The sequence below is a fragment of the Geodermatophilus obscurus genome, assembly GCF_900115395.1.
GTDB classification, from domain to species: domain Bacteria; phylum Actinomycetota; class Actinomycetes; order Mycobacteriales; family Geodermatophilaceae; genus Geodermatophilus; species Geodermatophilus obscurus_B.
In genome coordinates this window covers 126,017-142,610 of record NZ_FOWE01000011.1, presented here as the reverse complement: position 1 = coordinate 142,610, position 16,594 = coordinate 126,017, and the positions used below count along the sequence as shown (strand labels likewise).

At 74.5% G+C, this 16,594-nt stretch carries 16 protein-coding genes; 8 read left to right on the top strand and 8 right to left on the bottom strand.

Annotated features, from left to right (window positions below; translation table 11 throughout):
• Nucleotides 1–10: 10 nt before the first annotated feature.
• From BM165_RS20740 to BM165_RS20730, 3 genes are read right to left on the bottom strand one after another with little or no spacing between them, the layout of a single operon-like run.
• Nucleotides 11–658, bottom strand: a complete 648-nt coding sequence (locus BM165_RS20740) for a methyltransferase domain-containing protein (protein WP_075015429.1) — start codon at nucleotides 656–658, stop codon at nucleotides 11–13.
• A 37-nt stretch (nucleotides 659–695) separates the two neighbouring features.
• Complete coding sequence (locus tag BM165_RS20735) at nucleotides 696–1,421, bottom strand: peptidylprolyl isomerase (RefSeq protein ID WP_075015428.1); 726 nt, start codon at nucleotides 1,419–1,421, stop codon at nucleotides 696–698.
• On the bottom strand, nucleotides 1,418–2,266 hold the full coding sequence (locus tag BM165_RS20730; protein WP_075015427.1) for a peptidylprolyl isomerase: 849 nt from the start codon (nucleotides 2,264–2,266) through the stop codon (nucleotides 1,418–1,420). Before BM165_RS20730 ends, BM165_RS20735 begins: the two co-directional genes overlap by 4 nt.
• Before the next feature lie 181 nt (nucleotides 2,267–2,447).
• Between BM165_RS20730 and BM165_RS20725 the strand changes: the two genes are divergently transcribed.
• The 6 genes from BM165_RS20725 to BM165_RS20700 all read left to right on the top strand — a co-directional run bounded on the left by BM165_RS20725 (nucleotide 2,448) and on the right by BM165_RS20700 (nucleotide 8,853).
• On the top strand, nucleotides 2,448–3,131 hold the full coding sequence (locus BM165_RS20725; RefSeq protein WP_075015426.1) for an MBL fold metallo-hydrolase: 684 nt from the start codon (nucleotides 2,448–2,450) through the stop codon (nucleotides 3,129–3,131).
• Complete coding sequence (gene hisS / locus BM165_RS20720; RefSeq protein WP_075015425.1) at nucleotides 3,128–4,390, top strand: histidine--tRNA ligase; 1,263 nt, start codon at nucleotides 3,128–3,130, stop codon at nucleotides 4,388–4,390. The genes BM165_RS20725 and hisS overlap by 4 nt, the downstream gene beginning before the upstream one ends.
• A gap of 41 nt (nucleotides 4,391–4,431) precedes the next feature.
• Nucleotides 4,432–5,370: an aldo/keto reductase gene (locus tag BM165_RS20715; RefSeq protein WP_244274371.1), complete on the top strand. Its 939-nt coding sequence runs from the start codon at nucleotides 4,432–4,434 to the stop codon at nucleotides 5,368–5,370.
• A 24-nt stretch (nucleotides 5,371–5,394) separates the two neighbouring features.
• Nucleotides 5,395–7,173: an aspartate--tRNA ligase gene (gene aspS, locus BM165_RS20710; protein ID WP_075015423.1), complete on the top strand. Its 1,779-nt coding sequence runs from the start codon at nucleotides 5,395–5,397 to the stop codon at nucleotides 7,171–7,173.
• Between the two features lie 209 nt (nucleotides 7,174–7,382).
• A complete protein-coding gene (locus tag BM165_RS20705; RefSeq protein WP_075015422.1) occupies nucleotides 7,383–7,751 on the top strand; it encodes a glycosyltransferase in 369 nt (122 codons plus the stop codon).
• Between the two features lie 10 nt (nucleotides 7,752–7,761).
• Entirely contained in the window at nucleotides 7,762–8,853 is a 1,092-nt protein-coding gene (locus BM165_RS20700; protein WP_075015525.1) for a pyridoxal-phosphate-dependent aminotransferase family protein, read from the top strand.
• 99 nt (nucleotides 8,854–8,952) lie between these two features.
• On the opposite strand, the gene BM165_RS20695 is transcribed toward BM165_RS20700, so the two are convergent.
• From BM165_RS20695 to BM165_RS20675, 5 genes are all read right to left on the bottom strand, one after another.
• Nucleotides 8,953–9,819, bottom strand: coding sequence for a hypothetical protein (locus BM165_RS20695; RefSeq protein WP_075015421.1), 867 nt, complete (start codon nucleotides 9,817–9,819; stop codon nucleotides 8,953–8,955).
• Nucleotides 9,820–10,034: 215 nt separating this feature from the next.
• Nucleotides 10,035–11,480 (bottom strand): gamma-aminobutyraldehyde dehydrogenase, encoded by a 1,446-nt coding sequence (locus BM165_RS20690; protein ID WP_075015420.1) that lies wholly within the window; start codon nucleotides 11,478–11,480, stop codon nucleotides 10,035–10,037.
• A gap of 40 nt (nucleotides 11,481–11,520) precedes the next feature.
• Nucleotides 11,521–11,886, bottom strand: a complete 366-nt coding sequence (locus BM165_RS20685; protein WP_075015419.1) for a hypothetical protein — start codon at nucleotides 11,884–11,886, stop codon at nucleotides 11,521–11,523.
• Entirely contained in the window at nucleotides 11,873–13,426 is a 1,554-nt protein-coding gene (locus BM165_RS20680; RefSeq protein WP_208976825.1) for an FAD-binding oxidoreductase, read from the bottom strand. The genes BM165_RS20685 and BM165_RS20680 overlap by 14 nt, the downstream gene beginning before the upstream one ends.
• Before the next feature lie 2 nt (nucleotides 13,427–13,428).
• Nucleotides 13,429–14,931, bottom strand: coding sequence for a (Fe-S)-binding protein (locus BM165_RS20675; RefSeq protein ID WP_208976824.1), 1,503 nt, complete (start codon nucleotides 14,929–14,931; stop codon nucleotides 13,429–13,431).
• 128 nt (nucleotides 14,932–15,059) lie between these two features.
• On the opposite strand from BM165_RS20675, the gene BM165_RS20670 reads away from it, so the two are divergent.
• Together BM165_RS20670 and BM165_RS20665 are read left to right on the top strand one after the other, a co-directional pair.
• Nucleotides 15,060–15,830: a FadR/GntR family transcriptional regulator gene (locus tag BM165_RS20670; RefSeq protein ID WP_075015418.1), complete on the top strand. Its 771-nt coding sequence runs from the start codon at nucleotides 15,060–15,062 to the stop codon at nucleotides 15,828–15,830.
• Nucleotides 15,827–16,543 (top strand): PDC sensor domain-containing protein, encoded by a 717-nt coding sequence (locus BM165_RS20665; RefSeq protein ID WP_075015417.1) that lies wholly within the window; start codon nucleotides 15,827–15,829, stop codon nucleotides 16,541–16,543. Before BM165_RS20670 ends, BM165_RS20665 begins: the two co-directional genes overlap by 4 nt.
• Nucleotides 16,544–16,594 lie beyond the last annotated feature (51 nt).

The following is a 16,594-nucleotide window of genomic DNA, read 5'->3' as shown; positions in this document are numbered from 1 at the left end:
TGCCGGCACGTCACCTCCGGCGGGCGACCACCGCGTAGAGGGGGTCGCCGCGGCCGGGCTCGGTGCGCAGCGACACCTCCGGCTCGGTGAAGCCGCCGGCCCGCCGGACCAGCTCGGCCACCAGCGCGCCGTGCTGCTCGTCGGAGGTGAGCAGCCAGCCGCGCACCGCCTTGGTCGGGAAGCAGCGGTTGGAGTACGTGACCGCCAGCGTCCCGCCGGGCCGCAGCACCCGGGCCACCTCGGCCAGCACCTCGATCGGCCGGGTCAGGTAGTCGATCGACACGCAGCAGACGGCGGCGTCGGCGTCGCCGTCGGGCAGGGGCAGCCGCGGGTCGGCGTTGAGGTCGCGCACCACCCGCTCGGTGGCCGCGTCGTTCGCGGCCAGCTCGGCGGCGTTCATCCCCAGCACGACCAGCTCGGCCGGCGGCGTGCGGAAGTGCGACACCCACGAGGACATGAGGTCGAGCACGCGGACCGGCGTCGCGGCCGATCCGTCGATGCCGAGCTCGGCGTAGAGCTCCCCGACCGCGGCGATCGCGGCGTCGTCGATGTGGGTGACCAGGCGGGGCGGCCCGTAGAACTCGGGGTCGGGCCGCTCGTCGGCGCGGGTGAAGAACCCGGCCGGGAAGCCGGCGTAGGGGTCAGCGGGGGCGGTCACCGCTCCGAGTGTGCCCTCGGCCGCCCGCAGGGTCCCGTCACTCCGCGGACGCCATCGACTCGACGGTGACCGGGACGTTCGGCGCGCCGCCGCCGGGCGAGGGGTCGAGCGACCCGTCGTTGCCGTTGGCCGCGACCGTGTCCAGGACGGCCAGCCCTGCGTCGTCGATCGTGCCGACGACGGTGTAGTCGGGAGGCAGCCGGCTGTCGCCCCAGACGAGGAAGAACTGGCTGCCGTCGAGGCCCCGTCCGCCGTTGGCCATCGCGACCGTGCCGCGCGGATAGGTCTCGTCCCCGTCGACGTCGGTCGGGAAGGCGTAGGTGGGGCCGCCCGCGCCGGTGCCCGTGGGGTCACCGCACTGCAGCACCTGCAGGCCCTCGGAGTCGACCTCGCGGTGGCAGGCCGATCCGTCGAAGAAGCCCCGCCCGGCCAGGTGCAGCATGCTCGCGGCCGCGCACGGGGCCCCGGCCCGGTCGAGGGTGAGGACGATGTCGCCCAGCGACGTCGCCATGCGCAGCGCCGCGGTGCCCTCGGCGGGGACCTCGGTGTCCGGCGGGTCGACGTCGACGGCGTAGGGGTTGCCCGACCGGGCGGCGACCCACTCGCAGGTCGCCGTCGCCCCGGTCGGCTCCGCGCCGGCCCCGCCGCCGTCGCCCTCCGCGGCCGGCGAGGCCGGGCCCGCCGTCGTGCCGCTGCAGGCGGCCAGCGTGACCACCGCGGTCAGCGCGCCGGCGAGTAGCCCGGCGCGCGGCGCCGGGCTCATCCGGCGACGGTCATCGTCTGGATGGTCACCGGGATGGCGGGAGCGCCGTCACCCTCGGGGCCGACCCCCTGGATGCCGCCGGCGGCCACCGTCTCGAGCACCGCGAGGCCCGCCTCGTCGACCGTGCCGACGACGCTGTACTCCGGCGGCAGGGTGGTGTCGACGAAGCACAGGAAGAACTGGCTGCCGGTGGTGCCGGGCTGCGCCGTCTTGGCCATGGCGATCGTGCCGCGCGGGTAGGTCGTCTCGGGCGTGACCTCCTCGGCGTACTTGTAGCTCGGACCGCCGGAGCCGGTGCCGGTCGGGTCACCGCACTGCAGCACGCCGAAGCCGGGCTGGTTGACCAGCCGGTGGCACGGGCTGCCGTCGAAGAACTGCTGCGAGGCGAGATAGGTGAAGCTCGCCGCCGCGCAGGGGGCCTTGGCCCGGTCGAGGGTCAGCGGGATGTCGCCCTGGTCGGTGCTCATCAGCAGGGACACGGTGCCGCTGGCCGGCGTCGCCGCGGGGTCCGGCGGCGTGCCGACGTCGGTGAGGTTCGGGTTGCCCGAGGCGTCGGGCGCGTAGGTGCACGTGACGGTGCCGTCGGCGTTGGTCACGGCCGGCGCCGCGGTGGCCGCGGGCTCCTCGGGCGCCGGGCTGGTGCTGGCGGCCGCGGTGTCACCGGGGTCGTCGTCGCCGCCGATGCCGGCGAACAGCGTCACCGCACCGGCGACCACCAGGACGGCGATGACGGTGACGACGACGAGGACGTTGCGGCGGCGCCTGCGGGCCAGCTCGGCGCGGCGCTCGAGCTGGCGCTGGAGACGGCGCTGCGCGGCAACCCGCCGCTGCTTGTTGGTCGGCACGGGTCGGACACTCCTCGGACGGACGGCTGCTCGGCGGGCCCGGCTCCCGCGGCGGCTGTGCTCGTGACGCGGCCGCGCGCGCGGTTTCCCCGCTGCTCGGCCGCGAGTGTAGGTGGCGTCCCTGACCGTGCCCGGTCGCCGGACCGCGAGGTGCCTGCGATCACCCGCGTAACCTGCACGGGTGCTCATCCGCTCGTTCCCGGCCGGCGCCTTCGGGACCAACTGCTACGCCGTCGCCCCGGGGCCGCGCTCGGAGTGCGTCGTCGTCGACCCCGGCATGGACGCGGTGGAGCCCCTCGCGCGGATGCTGGCCGAGGACGGGCTCAAGCCGGTCGCCGTCGTGCTGACCCACGGCCACCTCGACCACACGTTCTCCGTGCTGCCGGTGTGCGACGGCTACGACATCCCGGCCTACCTGCACCCGGGCGACAACGGCATGCTCGCCGACCCCGCCCGCTGGCACGGCCCGGCGCTGGCCCCGCTGATCACCGGCGTGCGGCTACCCGACCCCTCCGACGTCCGGCCCCTCGACGACGGCGCCGTGCTGTCCCTGGCCGGCGTCGAGCTCACCGTCCGCCACGCCCCGGGGCACACGCAGGGCTCGGTCGTGTTCTCCCTCGACCTGGGGGAGGCCCCCGGGCTGCTCGCCGGCGACGTGCTGTTCGCCGGGTCGGTCGGCCGGGTGGACCTGCCCGGCGGGTCGTGGGGGTCGATGCTCGCCTCGCTGCGCGACGTCGTCCTGCCGCTGGACGACGCGACGGTGGTGCTGCCCGGCCACGGTCCGGCGACGACGATCGGCCGCGAGCGCGCCACCAACCCGTACCTGGCCGAGGCCGCCTCCGCGCCGTCGGGACGGGGCCTGTGAGCGGCCTGAGCGCACCCAAGGGCACCTTCGACGTCCTGCCGCCGGAGTCGGCCCGCTTCCTCGCCGTCCGCGACACGCTCACCGCGCCGCTGCGCCGGGCCGGCTACGGCTACGTCGAGACACCGGTGTTCGAGGAGACCGCCGTCTTCAGCCGCGGGGTGGGGGAGTCCACCGACGTCGTGACGAAGGAGATGTACACGTTCGCCGACCGCGGCGGCCGCTCCCTGACGCTGCGCCCCGAGCTCACCGCCGGGCTGATGCGGGCCTTCATCGAGCACCGGCTGCACACCGGGCCGCTGCCGGTGAAGCTGTGGACGGTCGGCTCGGCGTTCCGCTACGAGCGCCCGCAGGCCGGCCGCTACCGGCACTTCACGCAGGTCGACATGGAGGCGCTCGGCGTGGACGACCCCGCGCTGGACGCCGAGGTGGTCGCGCTGGGGGTGCAGGGCTTCCGCGACCTCGGGCTCACCGACTTCGAGCTGCTGCTCACCTCGCTGGGCGACGCCACCTGCCGGCCGCAGTACCGCGAGCTGCTCGTCGCGTACCTCGAGAAGCTGGACCTCGACGAGGAGACCCGGCGCCGCGCGGAGATCAACCCCCTGCGGGTGCTCGACGACAAGCGGCCCGAGGTGCAGGCCCAGCTCGGCGACGCCCCCTTGATGGTCGACCACCTGTCGGACTCCACGCGGGCGCACTACGACGCCGTCCGCCAGCACCTGACCGACCTCGGCGTGGCCTGGACCGAGGCGCCGCGCCTCGTCCGCGGCCTGGACTACTACACGAAGACGACGTTCGAGTTCGTGCACAACGGCCTGGGCGCGCAGTCGGCGATCGGCGGCGGTGGCCGCTACGACGGGCTGTCGGCGGCGCTCGGCGGCCCCGACGTGTCGGGCATCGGCTACGCCGTCGGCGTGGACCGGACCCTGCTGGCGGTCGCGGCCGAGGGTCTCGACGTCGCCGCGTCGCCCGGGGTGCAGGCCTTCGTCGTCCCGCTGGGGACCGAGGCCAAGCGGCTGGCGGTCCGGCTGGTGGGGCAGCTGCGCGAGGCCGGGGTGGCGGCCGACACCGTCTACGGCGACCGTGGACTCAAGGGCGCGATGAAGGCGGCCGACCGGTCGGGTGCCACGCACGCGGTCGTCGTCGGGGACCGGGACCTGGCCGACGGCGTCGGCCAGCTCAAGGACCTGCGCACGGGGGACCAGCGCGCCGTCCCCGTGGGTGACCTGTTCGAGGCGCTGAGGACGGCGGTGGGGAACTGATGGAGACACGGCCTCTCGGACGGACCGGCGCGGACGTGGGCGTGGTCGGCCTGGGCACCTGGCAGCTGGGCGGCGACTGGGGCGACGTCGACGAGGACACCGCCGGCGAGGTCCTCGACGCCGCCCTCGACGCCGGCGTCACGCTGCTCGACACCGCCGACGTCTACGGCGACGGCCGCAGCGAGGAGCGCATCCGCAAGGCGCTGGCCGCGCGGCCGGACCGGCCGTTCGTGGCCACCAAGGCCGGCCGCCGCGCCGACCCGTTCGAGGCCGCGCAGTACACGCCGGAGAACCTGCGCGCCTGGATCGACCGGTCGCGGCGCAACCTCGGCGTCGACACCCTCGACCTGGTGCAGCTGCACTGCCCGCCGCCGGCCGTCTACTCCGACCAGCGGGTCTACGACGCGCTCGACGCGATGGTCGACGACGGCTCGCTGGCGGCCTACGGCGTCTCGGTGGAGACCGTCGCCGAGGGGCTGACCGCGCTGGAGCACCCCGGCGTGCAGTCGATCCAGGTGATCCTCAACGTCTTCCGCCGCAAGCCGCTGGAGCAGCTGCTGCCCGCGGCCGCCGCGCGCGGCGTCGGCATCCTGGCGCGGGTGCCGCTGGCCAGCGGCCTGCTCTCGGGCCGCTACAGCGAGTCGACGACGTTCGGCGCCGACGACCACCGGAACTTCAACCGCAACGGCGAGGCCTTCGACGTCGGCGAGACCTTCTCCGGCGTGCCCTACGACGTCGGGGTGGCCGCCGCCCGCGAGTTCACCGCGATCTGCGGCGACCGCAGCCCCGCCCAGGTGGCGCTGCGCTGGGTGGTCCAGCAGCCCGGGGTCACCTGCGTCATCCCCGGCGCCCGCTCGGTGGAGCAGGCCCGGTCCAACGCCGCGGCCGCCGACCTGCCGCCGCTGTCCGACGCCGAGCTCGCCGACCTCGAGCGGCTCTACGACGAGCGCATCCGCGCGCACGTCCACGACCGCTGGTAGACCACTCCCCGAAAGGCACCCCCTGTGCTCCGCACCCACGACGCCGGCACGCTGCGCGCGTCCGACGCCGGTTCCCCCGTCACCCTCGCCGGCTGGGTCGCCCGCCGCCGCGACCACGGCGGCGTCGTCTTCGTCGACCTGCGCGACGCGTCGGGCTACGTCCAGGTCGTCGTCCGCGAGGAGGAGGCGCACGCCCTCCGCAACGAGTTCTGCGTGCAGGTGACCGGGGAGGTCCGACAGCGCCCGGCCGGCAACGAGAACCCCGAGCTGCCGACCGGTGAGATCGAGGTCGCCGCGGAGACGCTCACCGTGCTGTCGTCGGCCGCGCCGCTGCCGTTCCCGATCGAGACCGACGCCGCCGCCTCCGACGACGTCCGCTACCGGTACCGCTACCTGGACCTGCGCCGGCAGGGCCCGGCCCGCGCGCTGCGGCTGCGCAGCGAGATCAACCGGATCGCCCGCGGCGTCATGGCCGGGCACGGGTTCGCCGAGGTGGAGACGCCGAACCTGACCCGGTCCACCCCGGAGGGCGCCCGCGACTTCGTCGTCCCGGTGCGCCTGCAGCCCGGCAAGTGGTACGCGCTGCCGCAGTCGCCGCAGTTGTTCAAGCAGCTGCTGATGATCGGCGGGCTCGAGCGCTACTACCAGATCGCCCGCTGCTTCCGGGACGAGGACTTCCGCGCCGACCGGCAGCCGGAGTTCACCCAGCTGGACTTCGAGATGAGCTTCGTCGAGCGCGACGACGTGCTCGCCGTCGCCGAGGACGTCGTCCGCGCGCTGTGGCGTGAGCTCGCCTCCTACGAGGTGCCCGAGATCCCGCGGATGACCTACCGCGAGGCGATGGACCGGTTCGGGTCGGACAAGCCCGACCTGCGCTTCGGCATCGAGCTCACCGAGCTGACGTCGTTCTTCGCCGACACCCCGTTCCGCGTCTTCCAGGCCCCCTACGTCGGCGCGGTGGTCATGCCCGGTGGCGGCTCGCAGCCGCGGCGCGCCTTCGACGCCTGGCAGGACTGGGCCCGCTCGCGCGGCTCCCGCGGCCTGGCCTACGTGACGATCGCCGAGGACGGCACGCTCGGCGGCCCGGTGGCCAAGAACATCTCCGAGGCCGAGCGGGCGGGGCTGGTCGAGGCCGTGGGCGCCTCCCCGGGTGACTGCGTGTTCTTCGCCGCCGGCACCCGCCGCACCTCCCAGGAGCTGCTCGGCGCCGCGCGCAACGAGATCGCCAAGCGGCTGGACCTGATCGAGCCGGGCAGCTGGTCGTTCCTCTTCGTCGTCGACTTCCCGATGTTCGAGGAGACCGAGGACGGCTCCTGGACGTTCATGCACCACCCGTTCACCTCGCCCACGCCGGAGTGGCGGGAGGGCTTCGCCGACGACAAGGGCGCGGCGCTGTCCGACGCCTACGACATGGTGATCAACGGCAACGAGGTGATGAGCGGCTCGGTCCGCATCCACGACGCCGCCCTGCAGGAGCGGGTGTTCGAGACCCTGGGCATGTCGCGCGAGGAGGCCCGGGAGCGGTTCGGGTTCTTCCTCGAGGCGTTCGCCTACGGCCCGCCGCCGCACGCCGGCGCGGCGCTGGGTTGGGACCGGCTCACCGCGCTGCTGGCCGGCGTCGACTCGATCCGCGAGGTCATCGCGTTCCCCAAGACCGGTGCCGGGTTCGACCCGCTGACCGGCGCGCCGACGCCGATCACCGACGCCCAGCGCAAGGAGGCCGGCATCGACGCCCGGCCGGAGGAGCCGGCGCTGCCCGGCCAGCCCGGCGCCCCGGGGCCGTCCGACCCGACCAGGGGCTGACGGCCGGACGCCCGCTCCTGCGGTGCCCCTGGCGCTCCCGCGGTGCCGCGGCACCGCAGGAGTGCCAGCGGCACCGCAGGAGGCTCCCCAGCCGCCGGTGTCCGGGCGGGCCCGGTCGACCGGCGATCACGCCGGGTCGGTGATCTCCGGCGGCCAGACGCGTGGCAGGCGGAGATCCTCCCGTACGACGTGCTGCTCCGCGGACGGCCGTGGTGGTGACCAACGGTGGCTGGGGCGGCGTGCTCGCGTCGCTGGGCGCCGGCGTGCCGCTCGTGGTGGCCGGCGGCACGCTCGACAAGCCGGAGATCGCCCGCCGGGTGGCCCGCTCCGGCGCCGGCGTCGACCTGCGGACCGGCCGGCCCTCGCCGCGGCAGGTGGCCGCCGCCGTCGACCGGGTGCTCGCCGACCCCGGCCACCGGGAGCGCGCGGCTGCGGTCGCCGCGTCGCTGGCCCGGCACGGCGGCGCCGCGGCCGCCGCAGACCTGCTCGAGCGGCTCGTCCGGGACGGCGGTCCGGTGCACCGGCCGGACGCCGACCCGTGGGGTGCCGGGGGAGCGGTGGCGCAGGGCCGGTCCTAGTGTGCGGCGCATGCCGCTGCGCGCCCGCACCCTGCTCGGTCCCGGCCCCTCCAACCCCTACCCGGAGGCGACCGTCGCCCTCGGGCAGCCGCTGCTCGGCCACCTGGACCCGGTGTTCCTCGGCGTCCTCGACGAGACCTCCGAGCGGCTGCGCACGGTGTTCGGCACCGCGAACCGGCGCACGCTGCCGCTGTCGGCCACCGGCTCGGCGGGCATGGAGGCCTCCTTCGTCAACACCGTCGGCCCGGGCGACGTCGTCGTCGTGGCGGTCAACGGCCTGTTCGGCGAGCGGATGGTCGACGTCGCCTCCCGGTGCGGTGCCGAGGTGGTGCGGGTCGACCACGAGTGGGGGCAGCCGGTCGACGCCGAACGCGTGCTCGCCGCACACCCCGCGCCGAAGCTGATCGCCGCCGTGCACGCCGAGACCTCCACCGGCGTCCGCTCCGACCTCGAGCCGCTGGCCGCCGGCAAGGGCGACGCGCTGCTGCTGGCCGACTGCGTCACCTCGCTGGGCGGCATCCCGGTGCGGCTCGACGAGTGGGGCGTGGACCTGGCCTACTCCGGCACGCAGAAGTGCCTGGGCGTGGCGCCGGGCCTGGCGCCGTTCACCATCTCCGACCGGGCGTGGGAGCGGCGGATCGAGAGGCCGCAGAGCTGGTACCTCGACCTCGGCATGCTCGGCGGGTACGCCGGCGAGGCCGCGGGGTCGGGTGGCCGCACCTACCACCACACGGCGCCGACCGGGATGGTCGTGTCGCTGCACGCCGGGCTCGGCCGGGTCCTCGACGAGGGCCTGGAGGCGGTGCACGCCCGGCACGCCGAGGCCGGCCGGCTGCTGCACGAGGGTCTGCAGGAACTGGGCCTGGAACTGTTCGCCGCCGAGGGGCACCGGCTGCCGGAGCTGACCACCGTCCGCGTGCCCGACGGCGTCGACCCGGCGGCCGTGCGCAAGGAGCTGCTCGAGCGCTACGACCTCGAGATCGGCGGCGGGGTCGGCGCGTACGCCGCCACCGTGTGGCGGATCGGGCTCATGGGCCCCAACGCCGCCCCCGACAAGGTGGCGCTCGTGCTCGCGGCGCTGCGCGAGGTGCTCGGCCGCTGAGACGCTCACGTCCGCGGATCGAGTGAGCAGCCGTGGTCGCGGCGCCCGGCGTGTCCTTCCGTGTCGTCGACCACGACTGCGCACTCGACCCGCCGGTCATCACCGGGCACCCCGGCTCTCGAGGGCCCCGGCCACCCGGGACAGCACCCGGACACGGCGGCCGAGGTCGTCCTCGCCGAAGCGCAGGACCAGCCATCCGTGCGCGGCCATGAGCGAGTAGCGGTCGAGGTCCCGCCGGAACTGGCGCCACTCAGCGTGGTGGCGTCCCTCGTACTCCAGCGCGATCTTCCACTCCTCGTAGCCGAGGTCCGCGTGCGCCACGGTGCGTCCCCGGCGGTCGACCACGGGGAGCTGCGGGACGGGGATGGGCAGCCCGCCGGTGACCACCCAGTAGCGGATCGGGCTCTCCGGCCGGGACGCGGCCATCGGCGTCAGCAGCGGAGCGCACTCCCGCGCCCTGACGACTCCACGGACGCCGTCCGCCCGCTCCAGCCGCTCGGCCAGCGTCGCGGCGTCCAGGTGTCCCGCCCGGTACAGGGCGTCCCCGATGACGACCAGGTCCTGGGCCGGCATCCGGGCGGCCAGGTCCAGCCAGGTCTGCGGACCGCTGGTGACCGGGAGCCCCAGGCACCGGACCTCGTCGCGTGCGGTCAGGCCGCGGACGTGGACGCGGATGCGCTGCCGGCGCGCCCGGTACACGCCCGGCCGCACCGCGAACTCGAGCGGCCACGCGGCCCTGAGCGGTGCCCCCAGCAGGACGGCCGCGGTCGCGTGGGAGGCGACCGTGCCCTCCGGGAGGACGGCGAGCGCGGCACGGGTGGCGCTCGCCGTCGTCAGCGGTACCGACCGGGAGATGAAGGCACCACGGGTGACCCGGACGCCGTCCCTCGCGAGCTGTGTGCGGGTCATCTCGGCGACGTCGGCGGCCGCGCGGGTGTAGGTCGGCGGGAGCAGGTACCTGGTCATGCACCGACGCTCGCCGCGACCGGGTGCGGTGGGCGGAGGCGGCGGGCACCGGTGGACGGGCGCGGCAGCTGTGGACACCCGCGACTGTGCGGTCGAGGTCGGTGCTACCGGCGCGTCCGCGCGTGTCGCCGACCGCAGGTGCTCACTCGGGACGGACACGAGCGGGGCCCCGGTCCGGGTGGACCGGGGCCCCGCCGTGGGTTGGGAGCGGTGGGTCAGGACTCGATGTTGGCCATGACGTGCTTGACGCGGGTGTAGTCCTCCAGGCCGTAGAGGGAGAGGTCCTTGCCGTAGCCGGAGTGCTTGAACCCGCCGTGCGGCATCTCGGCGACCAGCGGGATGTGGGTGTTGATCCACACGCAGCCGAAGTCCAGCCGCCTGCTCATCCGCATCGCCCGGCCGAAGTCCCTCGTCCACACGCTGGAGGCCAGGCCCAGGTCGACGCCGTTCGCCCAGCGCACCGCCTCGTCCTCGTCGGTGAACCGCTGCACGGTGATCACCGGGCCGAAGACCTCCCGCTGCACCATCTCGTCGCCCTGGCGCAGGCCCGCCACCACGGTCGGCTCCACGAAGAAGCCGCGGTCGCCCTGCCGGTGCCCGCCGGCGGTGATCTCGGCGTGGTCGGGCGCGCGGTCGAGGAAGCCGGTGACGTGGGCCAGCTGGTTCGCGTTGTTCACCGGCGGCACCAGGGCGTCCTCGTCACCGGCGCCGTTGGCGTAGGTCGTGGCGGTGTTGCGGGCCTGCTCGGTCAGCGCCGCGACGAAGTCGTCGTGGATGCCGGGGCCGGCCAGCACGCGGGAGGCGGCGGTGCAGTCCTGCCCGGCGTTGAAGTACCCGGCGACGGCGATCGCCTCGGCCGCGGCCTCGAGGTCGGCGTCGTCGAAGACCACGACCGGTGCCTTGCCGCCCAGCTCCAGGTGGACCCGCTTGACGTCCCGGGCCGCCGCGCCCGCCACCTCCATGCCGGCGCGCACCGACCCGGTGATCGCCACGAGCTGCGGGGTGCGGTGCTCCACCAGCGCCCGGCCGGTGTCTCGGTCGCCGCAGACGACGTTGAGGACGCCCGGCGGCAGGATCTCCGCGGCGAGTTCGGCCAGCCGCAGCGTGGTGACCGGGGTGGTGTCCGACGGCTTGAGGACGACGGTGTTGCCCGCCGCCAGCGCCGGGGCGATCTTCCAGACCGCCATCATCATCGGGTAGTTCCACGGGGTCACCTGGCCGACGACGCCGATGGGTTCCCGGCGGACGAAGCTGGTGTGCCCCTTCATGTACTCCGTGGCGGCCTTGCCCTCCAGCGTGCGGGCTGCGCCGGCGAAGAACCGGATCTGGTCGACCATCGGGGGGATCTCCTCCGAGGTGGTCAGCCCGATCGGCTTGCCGGTGTTGCGGCTCTCCAGCGCCACGAGCTCCTCGGCGTGCTCCTCGACGGCGTCCGCGAGCTTCAGCAGCGCCTGCTGCCGCTCCGAGGGGGTGGTGTCCCGCCAGGTCTCGAACGCGTCGGCGGCGGCCCGGTAGGCGCGGTCGACGTCCTCCGGCCCCGACACGGGCGCGGAGCCGAACACCTCGCCGGTGGAGGGGTCGACCAGGTCCATCCGGCGGCCGTCGGCGGTGTCCACGTGCTCCCCACCGACGACGTTGCGCAGCTCGAGCTTCTCGCTCACTCCAGGTCCCTCTCGTCCGACGGAAGTGCTGATCCGGTCGTCATGGTGCTACCGGACCGCTGATCGGTCCAGGGCCGGGGGTCGGTGCCTGCGGATTCCCCGGTCCGGCCGTCTCCGCCTCGACCTCCGCGAGCAGCTCCGAGCCGGTGACGACCGTGTGCGCGAAGTGCCGGTGCATCCAGGCGAGGTGGTCGTGCCGGCTGCGCATGATCCGCAGCGTGTCCCAGTTGGGGAACACCTGCTGCAGCACGTGCTCCTGCATCAGCCGCGGGTCGACCTCGTAGACGTGCTCGAAGGTCGTCTGCGCCACCTCGCTGGCCCGGACGGCCGGCGGCGGGGTGTGCTGCTCGGCGAAGCGGTACGGCGCGGTCGCGGCCGGGCCGGCGGGCTGGTCACCGGTTCTCATCGGTCGTGTCCCTCCCGTAGGCCCGGTCGAGCAGGTACTTGCCCGGGTTCATGACGTTGTTGGGGTCCAGCGCCCGCTTGACCTCGAGCATCACGTCGAAGCCCTTCCCCAGCTCCAGCGGGAGCAGGTCGACCTCGCCCTCGCGGCAGGACCCGTGACAGGCGCTCATCGACCCGCCGTGCGCGATGGCCACGGCGGCGATGTCGCGCTTGGCCTGCACCCACGCCGCCCACGCGGCGTCGTCGAGGCGCTGCTCCCAGATGCCGACGTCGATCTCGGTGAGGTAGTCGACCCCGGTGCTGCCCGAGGTGTAGGCGAACATGCCCCAGTCGTCGAAGACGTCGGTCCTCCGCCGCAGGTCGGCCAGGATCTCGTGCCAGGCCCGGCTGACCGCGGGGACGGCGGTGAAGTTCACCGCGGCGTCCTCGCAGTGCCAGGACATCGGGATGACCTGGCCGTCCTTGGTGCGGCCGTGCAGGGGGGTGGCGTACCGGTCGTGCCGGGCGGCCCAGTCGCCCTCGGAGATCTCGTCGCCGAGGTAGCGCGCACCGTGCTCCCTGGCGATCCGGAACAACCTCTTCCCGCCGGCGCGGACCTCGTCGTCGTAGCCGTACATCACCGCGCAGACCAGCGCCCGGACGTCGGCCGGCTGGGGGATGTAGGCCTCGTCGTCGCGCCGCAGGTAGGCGACCTTGTGCTCGTCGAACAGCACCGCGCCGGCGAAGGTGGCCACCCCGGCGCGGGCGAGCGCGCCGGTGCAGGCGTGCGCGGCGTCGTAGTCGTCGAAGGCCCAGAACGGCGAGAGCTCGGCCTCGGGCTTGGGGAACAGCTTGAGCGTCGCCTTCGTGGCGATGCCGAGCGTGCCCTGGTGACCCATGAACAGGTGCTTGAGCTGGTAGCCGCTGGAGCTCTTGCTGATCTTCTGGCCGATGCCGTCGCCGACGTGCAGCACCTCGCCGGTGGGCAGGACGTGGTCGAAGCTGAGCACCAGGTCGCGGGTGTGGCCGTACCGGGAGCCGATGAGCGACCAGCCGCTGGTGCCGATGCGGCCGCCGACCAGCGAGCACGGGTAGGACGCGGGGTCGTCGGGGTAGAACAGCCCGTACCGGGCCAGCCGCTCGTTGAGCTTGAGCATGTTGATCCCGGTGCCGACGGTGACGGTCCGGTTCTCCAGGTCCAGCTCGTGGATCTCGTTCATCTTCTTGACGTCGACGACGATGCCGCGGCGGTGCGGGACGGCGCCGTCGGTGAGACCGGTACCGCCGTCGCGGGGGACGACGGGGATGCGCAGCTCGTTGGCGATGCGCACCACCGCTGCCACCTGCTCGGTGGAGGTGGGCATGACCACGACGTCGGGGACCCGCTCCGACCAGCGGTGCACCGGGAAGGGCGCGGGCACACGGGCCCGGTTGTAGCGGTCGGCCTTGCCGAGCAGCACCTGGTCGTCGGACAGGACGCGGCGCAGCGCGGCGACCAGCTGGTGCAGGCGGTCGTCGCTGAGCGGTTCGGTGGTGAACGGTGCCGGTTCGGTGATCGTCACGGTCAGTGCCCCCCGCACCCGCAGCCGCCGGAACCGTTCCCGCACCCGCCGCCACAGCCGCCTCCGCCGCAGCCGCCGCGCGAGCTGCCGTGCGCCCGCCGGGCCCGGCCGGGGACGCCGCTGCGCTCCTGGGCCAGCCGGCGGTCGCCGACGTCACCGCGGGAGCCGCCGACGGTGATGCCGAGCGACTGGGCGAACAGCTCGTGCAGGTCGACGACGTCGATGTCCTCCGCGTCGCCGGCCTCCGACAGCGGGCGCTCCGACCAGGGGCAGGCGCTGACCAGGGTGTCGACGTCGAGCTCGGCGGCCCGCTCCAGCCGCAGCGCGCTGATCTTCCGGGTCAGCTCGGGCTTCTCGATCGGCAGGCCGCCGCCACCGCCGGAGCAGTAGGACCACTGCGTCACCCGGTCGACGTCCTCGAACCGCAGCCCGGGGATGGCGCGCAGCAGGTCCCGGGGCTCGGCCCAGATCCCCTTGCGCTTGTTGAGCCGGCACGGGTCGTGGTAGGTGATCGCCCGGTCGACCGGCACCGACGGGGTCAGCCGCCCCTCGCGCAGCAGCTGGGCGAACACCTCGATGACGAGCACGACCTCGATGTCGAACTCCGCGCCGAAGTAGCGCGGGTAGTCCTCGGTGAAGCTGATGTAGTCGTGCGGGTCGAGGACCAGCAGCCGCTTCGTGCCCGTCGCCCGCCAGTTGTCGAGGTTGTGCCGCGCGAAGCGCTGCGCCTGCTCGGCGTAGCCCATCTCGGCGGCCGGGCCGCCGCAGCACCACTGCTCGCCCATGAGGCCGAACTCGTAGCCGGCCATCTGCAGCACCTGCGCCACCGCGCGCGGCACCGACGTCCGGTAGAAGGCGGCCTCGCAGTCGACGAACAGGACGGTCTCCCCGCCGACCGGGATGTCCAGGCCCTCGGCCCAGTCCCGCACCCGCTCCTGGCTCACCGGGGTCTCGCCGAGCACCGGCTCGTGGGTGCGCAGGTCGGTGCGCTCGTTCCACACCTGCCAGTTGGGCTGGTGCACGCCGCTCTCCACGGCCAGCGACCGCACTGCCTTGACGACGTCGACCGTGCGGGTGCGGAACCGGTAGAAGTCGCCGGTGAACAGCGTGTTGGGGCAGCGCAGCTCGCACGCGCCGCACTGGGTGCAGTTGACGTAGTCGGCGGCGACGTCCTCGACGTCGAGCTCGCCGCGCTCCATCGCCACGACGTTGGCGTGGAACGCCGTGGGGGTCCAGGACTCGTTGCGCTCGACCTGGGTGACCGGGCAGACCTCGCGGCAGAACTTGTGGCCCGAGGAGTAGCAGTTGTACGAGGCGTTGCGCCACTGCTCGACGAAGGCCGCCGTCCTCGGGTCCTGGCGCGGTGCGGGGACCGGGCCGGCGAGCGTCTCGGGGTAGGCGGCGAGCTCCGGTGGGTTCGACGGGGCGCCCGGGGTGAACGGCACCGCGAGGGCATCGACGAGGGGCGGGGCCCCCGGCGTCCGTTCGGGTTGGACCTGGGTCACTGCGTGCTCCTCGTTCCACGGCGGCTGAGGTGCGGGTCACGCTAACCACTGAAACCTATGGAATCAATGGTTAAGCGCGGCCGCCTGCGGTGCGACACTGGGTCATCGACCGGTTCCAGGAGGCGAGCGTGCAACTGCTCAGCGGGGACGCCCGGCGCGCGGTCTTCGCCCCCCTCGACGACGGGGCCCTCCGCAGCGAGGCGGTGGTGCGCCGGGTGGGCAGTGCCATCGCGCTGGGCCTGCTCGGTGACGGCGAGCAGCTCCCGGCCGAGACCGAGCTGGCCACCATGCTCAACGTCTCGACGATGACGCTGCGGGAGGCGCTGGCCGAGCTGCGCGGGCTCGGGCTGGTCGAGACGCGCCGTGGCCGCGGCGGCGGCAGCTTCGTGCAGGCGCGCGACGACGTCCTCGGCGAGTTGGCCGACGCCCGGCTGGCCGAGCTGGCCACCACCGACCTGCGCGAGCTCGGCGACGCCCACGGTGCGGTCGCCTCGGCGGCGGCCCGGCTGGCCGCCTCGCGGGCGTCCCGCGTCGAGATCGCCCGGCTGCGCGACATCGTCGACCGGTTGGCGCGGGCCGACTCGGTGACCGGCCAGCGCCGGGCGGAGGGCCGCTACTACGTCGAGCTGGCCGCCTGCGCGCAGTCGGTGCGGCTGACCATGCAGGAGATGGACCTGCACCTGGAGCTCGGGCAGCTGCCCTGGCCCCCGGCCCACGCGCCCGCCCTGCTCGAGCGCATCGTCGCCGCCCACCGGGCGGTGGTGGAGGCGATCGAGGTCCGGGACCCGGCCGCGGCCCGGACGCTCACCGAGGAGCACATCGAGGCCCGTACGGTCTGGTCGATCGAACTGAGGCTGCGCGCGGGCGGGGAGGCCGTCGCCCGCCGGGAGGTCTCGTGACCTCCGGTCGTCCCGGGGCCCCCGCCGCCGTGACCGGGACGGTGGCCGAGGTCGTGGAGGGGGTGTTCGCCACCGTCGCCGAGGTGCGCGACGCGGCGCTGGCGCCCACGGCGCGCGACGGGCTGCGGGCCGGACGGCCGGTCCTCGGCGACGACGTCCGCGACCTGCTGCACCGGCCCGGTCAGCTCGCCGTCGGGCTCGGGCTGGTCGTGGCGCCGCGTCCCGAGCGCGGCCTGCCGCTGCGCCTGGAGTGGTGGCAGGTCGACCCCGACGGCGGCCGGCTGCGCACCCTGGAGCCCGACCTGCGGCCCACCAGCCTCGGCTACTACGACTACACGGCGGCCGAGTGGTTCGACGTCCCCCGGCGGACCGGACGGCGGCACGTCGTCGGCCCCTACGTCGACGTCCACGGCACCGGGCGGTACCTCCTCACGCTCACCGAGCCGGTCGTCGTCGACGGGGAGTTCGTCGGCGTGGCCGGTGCCGACGTCTCGGTGCGCCGGTTCGAGTCGCACCTGCTGCGCCGGGTCGACAGGAGCGCGCCGTTCCTGCTCCTCAACGGAGAGGACCGGGTGGTCCTCTCCACCTCGCCGCGGGAGCTGGTCGGCGCGCTGGTGTCCCCGGCGGAGGTGGCCGCCGGCCCGGCCGCCGACGTCCCGGGCGTCCCCTGGCGGTTGGTGCCGGTGGACGACCGGAGTGCGCTCACCGCCTGAGCGGGCCGCCGTGCGCGGCAGCCTCACGCGGACGACGAGCCTTGTCCTCTG

Excerpts from the sequence above, each read along its gene's own strand:
- BM165_RS20735 (WP_075015428.1), bottom strand. The coding sequence starts at position 1,421 with ATGAGCCCGGCGCCGCGCGCCGGGCTACTCGCCGGCGCGCTGACCGCG.
- BM165_RS20700 (WP_075015525.1), top strand. The coding sequence starts at position 7,762 with ATGCCGCTGCGCGCCCGCACCCTGCTCGGTCCCGGCCCCTCCAACCCC.
- BM165_RS20695 (WP_075015421.1), bottom strand. The coding sequence starts at position 9,819 with ATGACCAGGTACCTGCTCCCGCCGACCTACACCCGCGCGGCCGCCGAC.
- BM165_RS20685 (WP_075015419.1), bottom strand. The coding sequence starts at position 11,886 with ATGAGAACCGGTGACCAGCCCGCCGGCCCGGCCGCGACCGCGCCGTAC.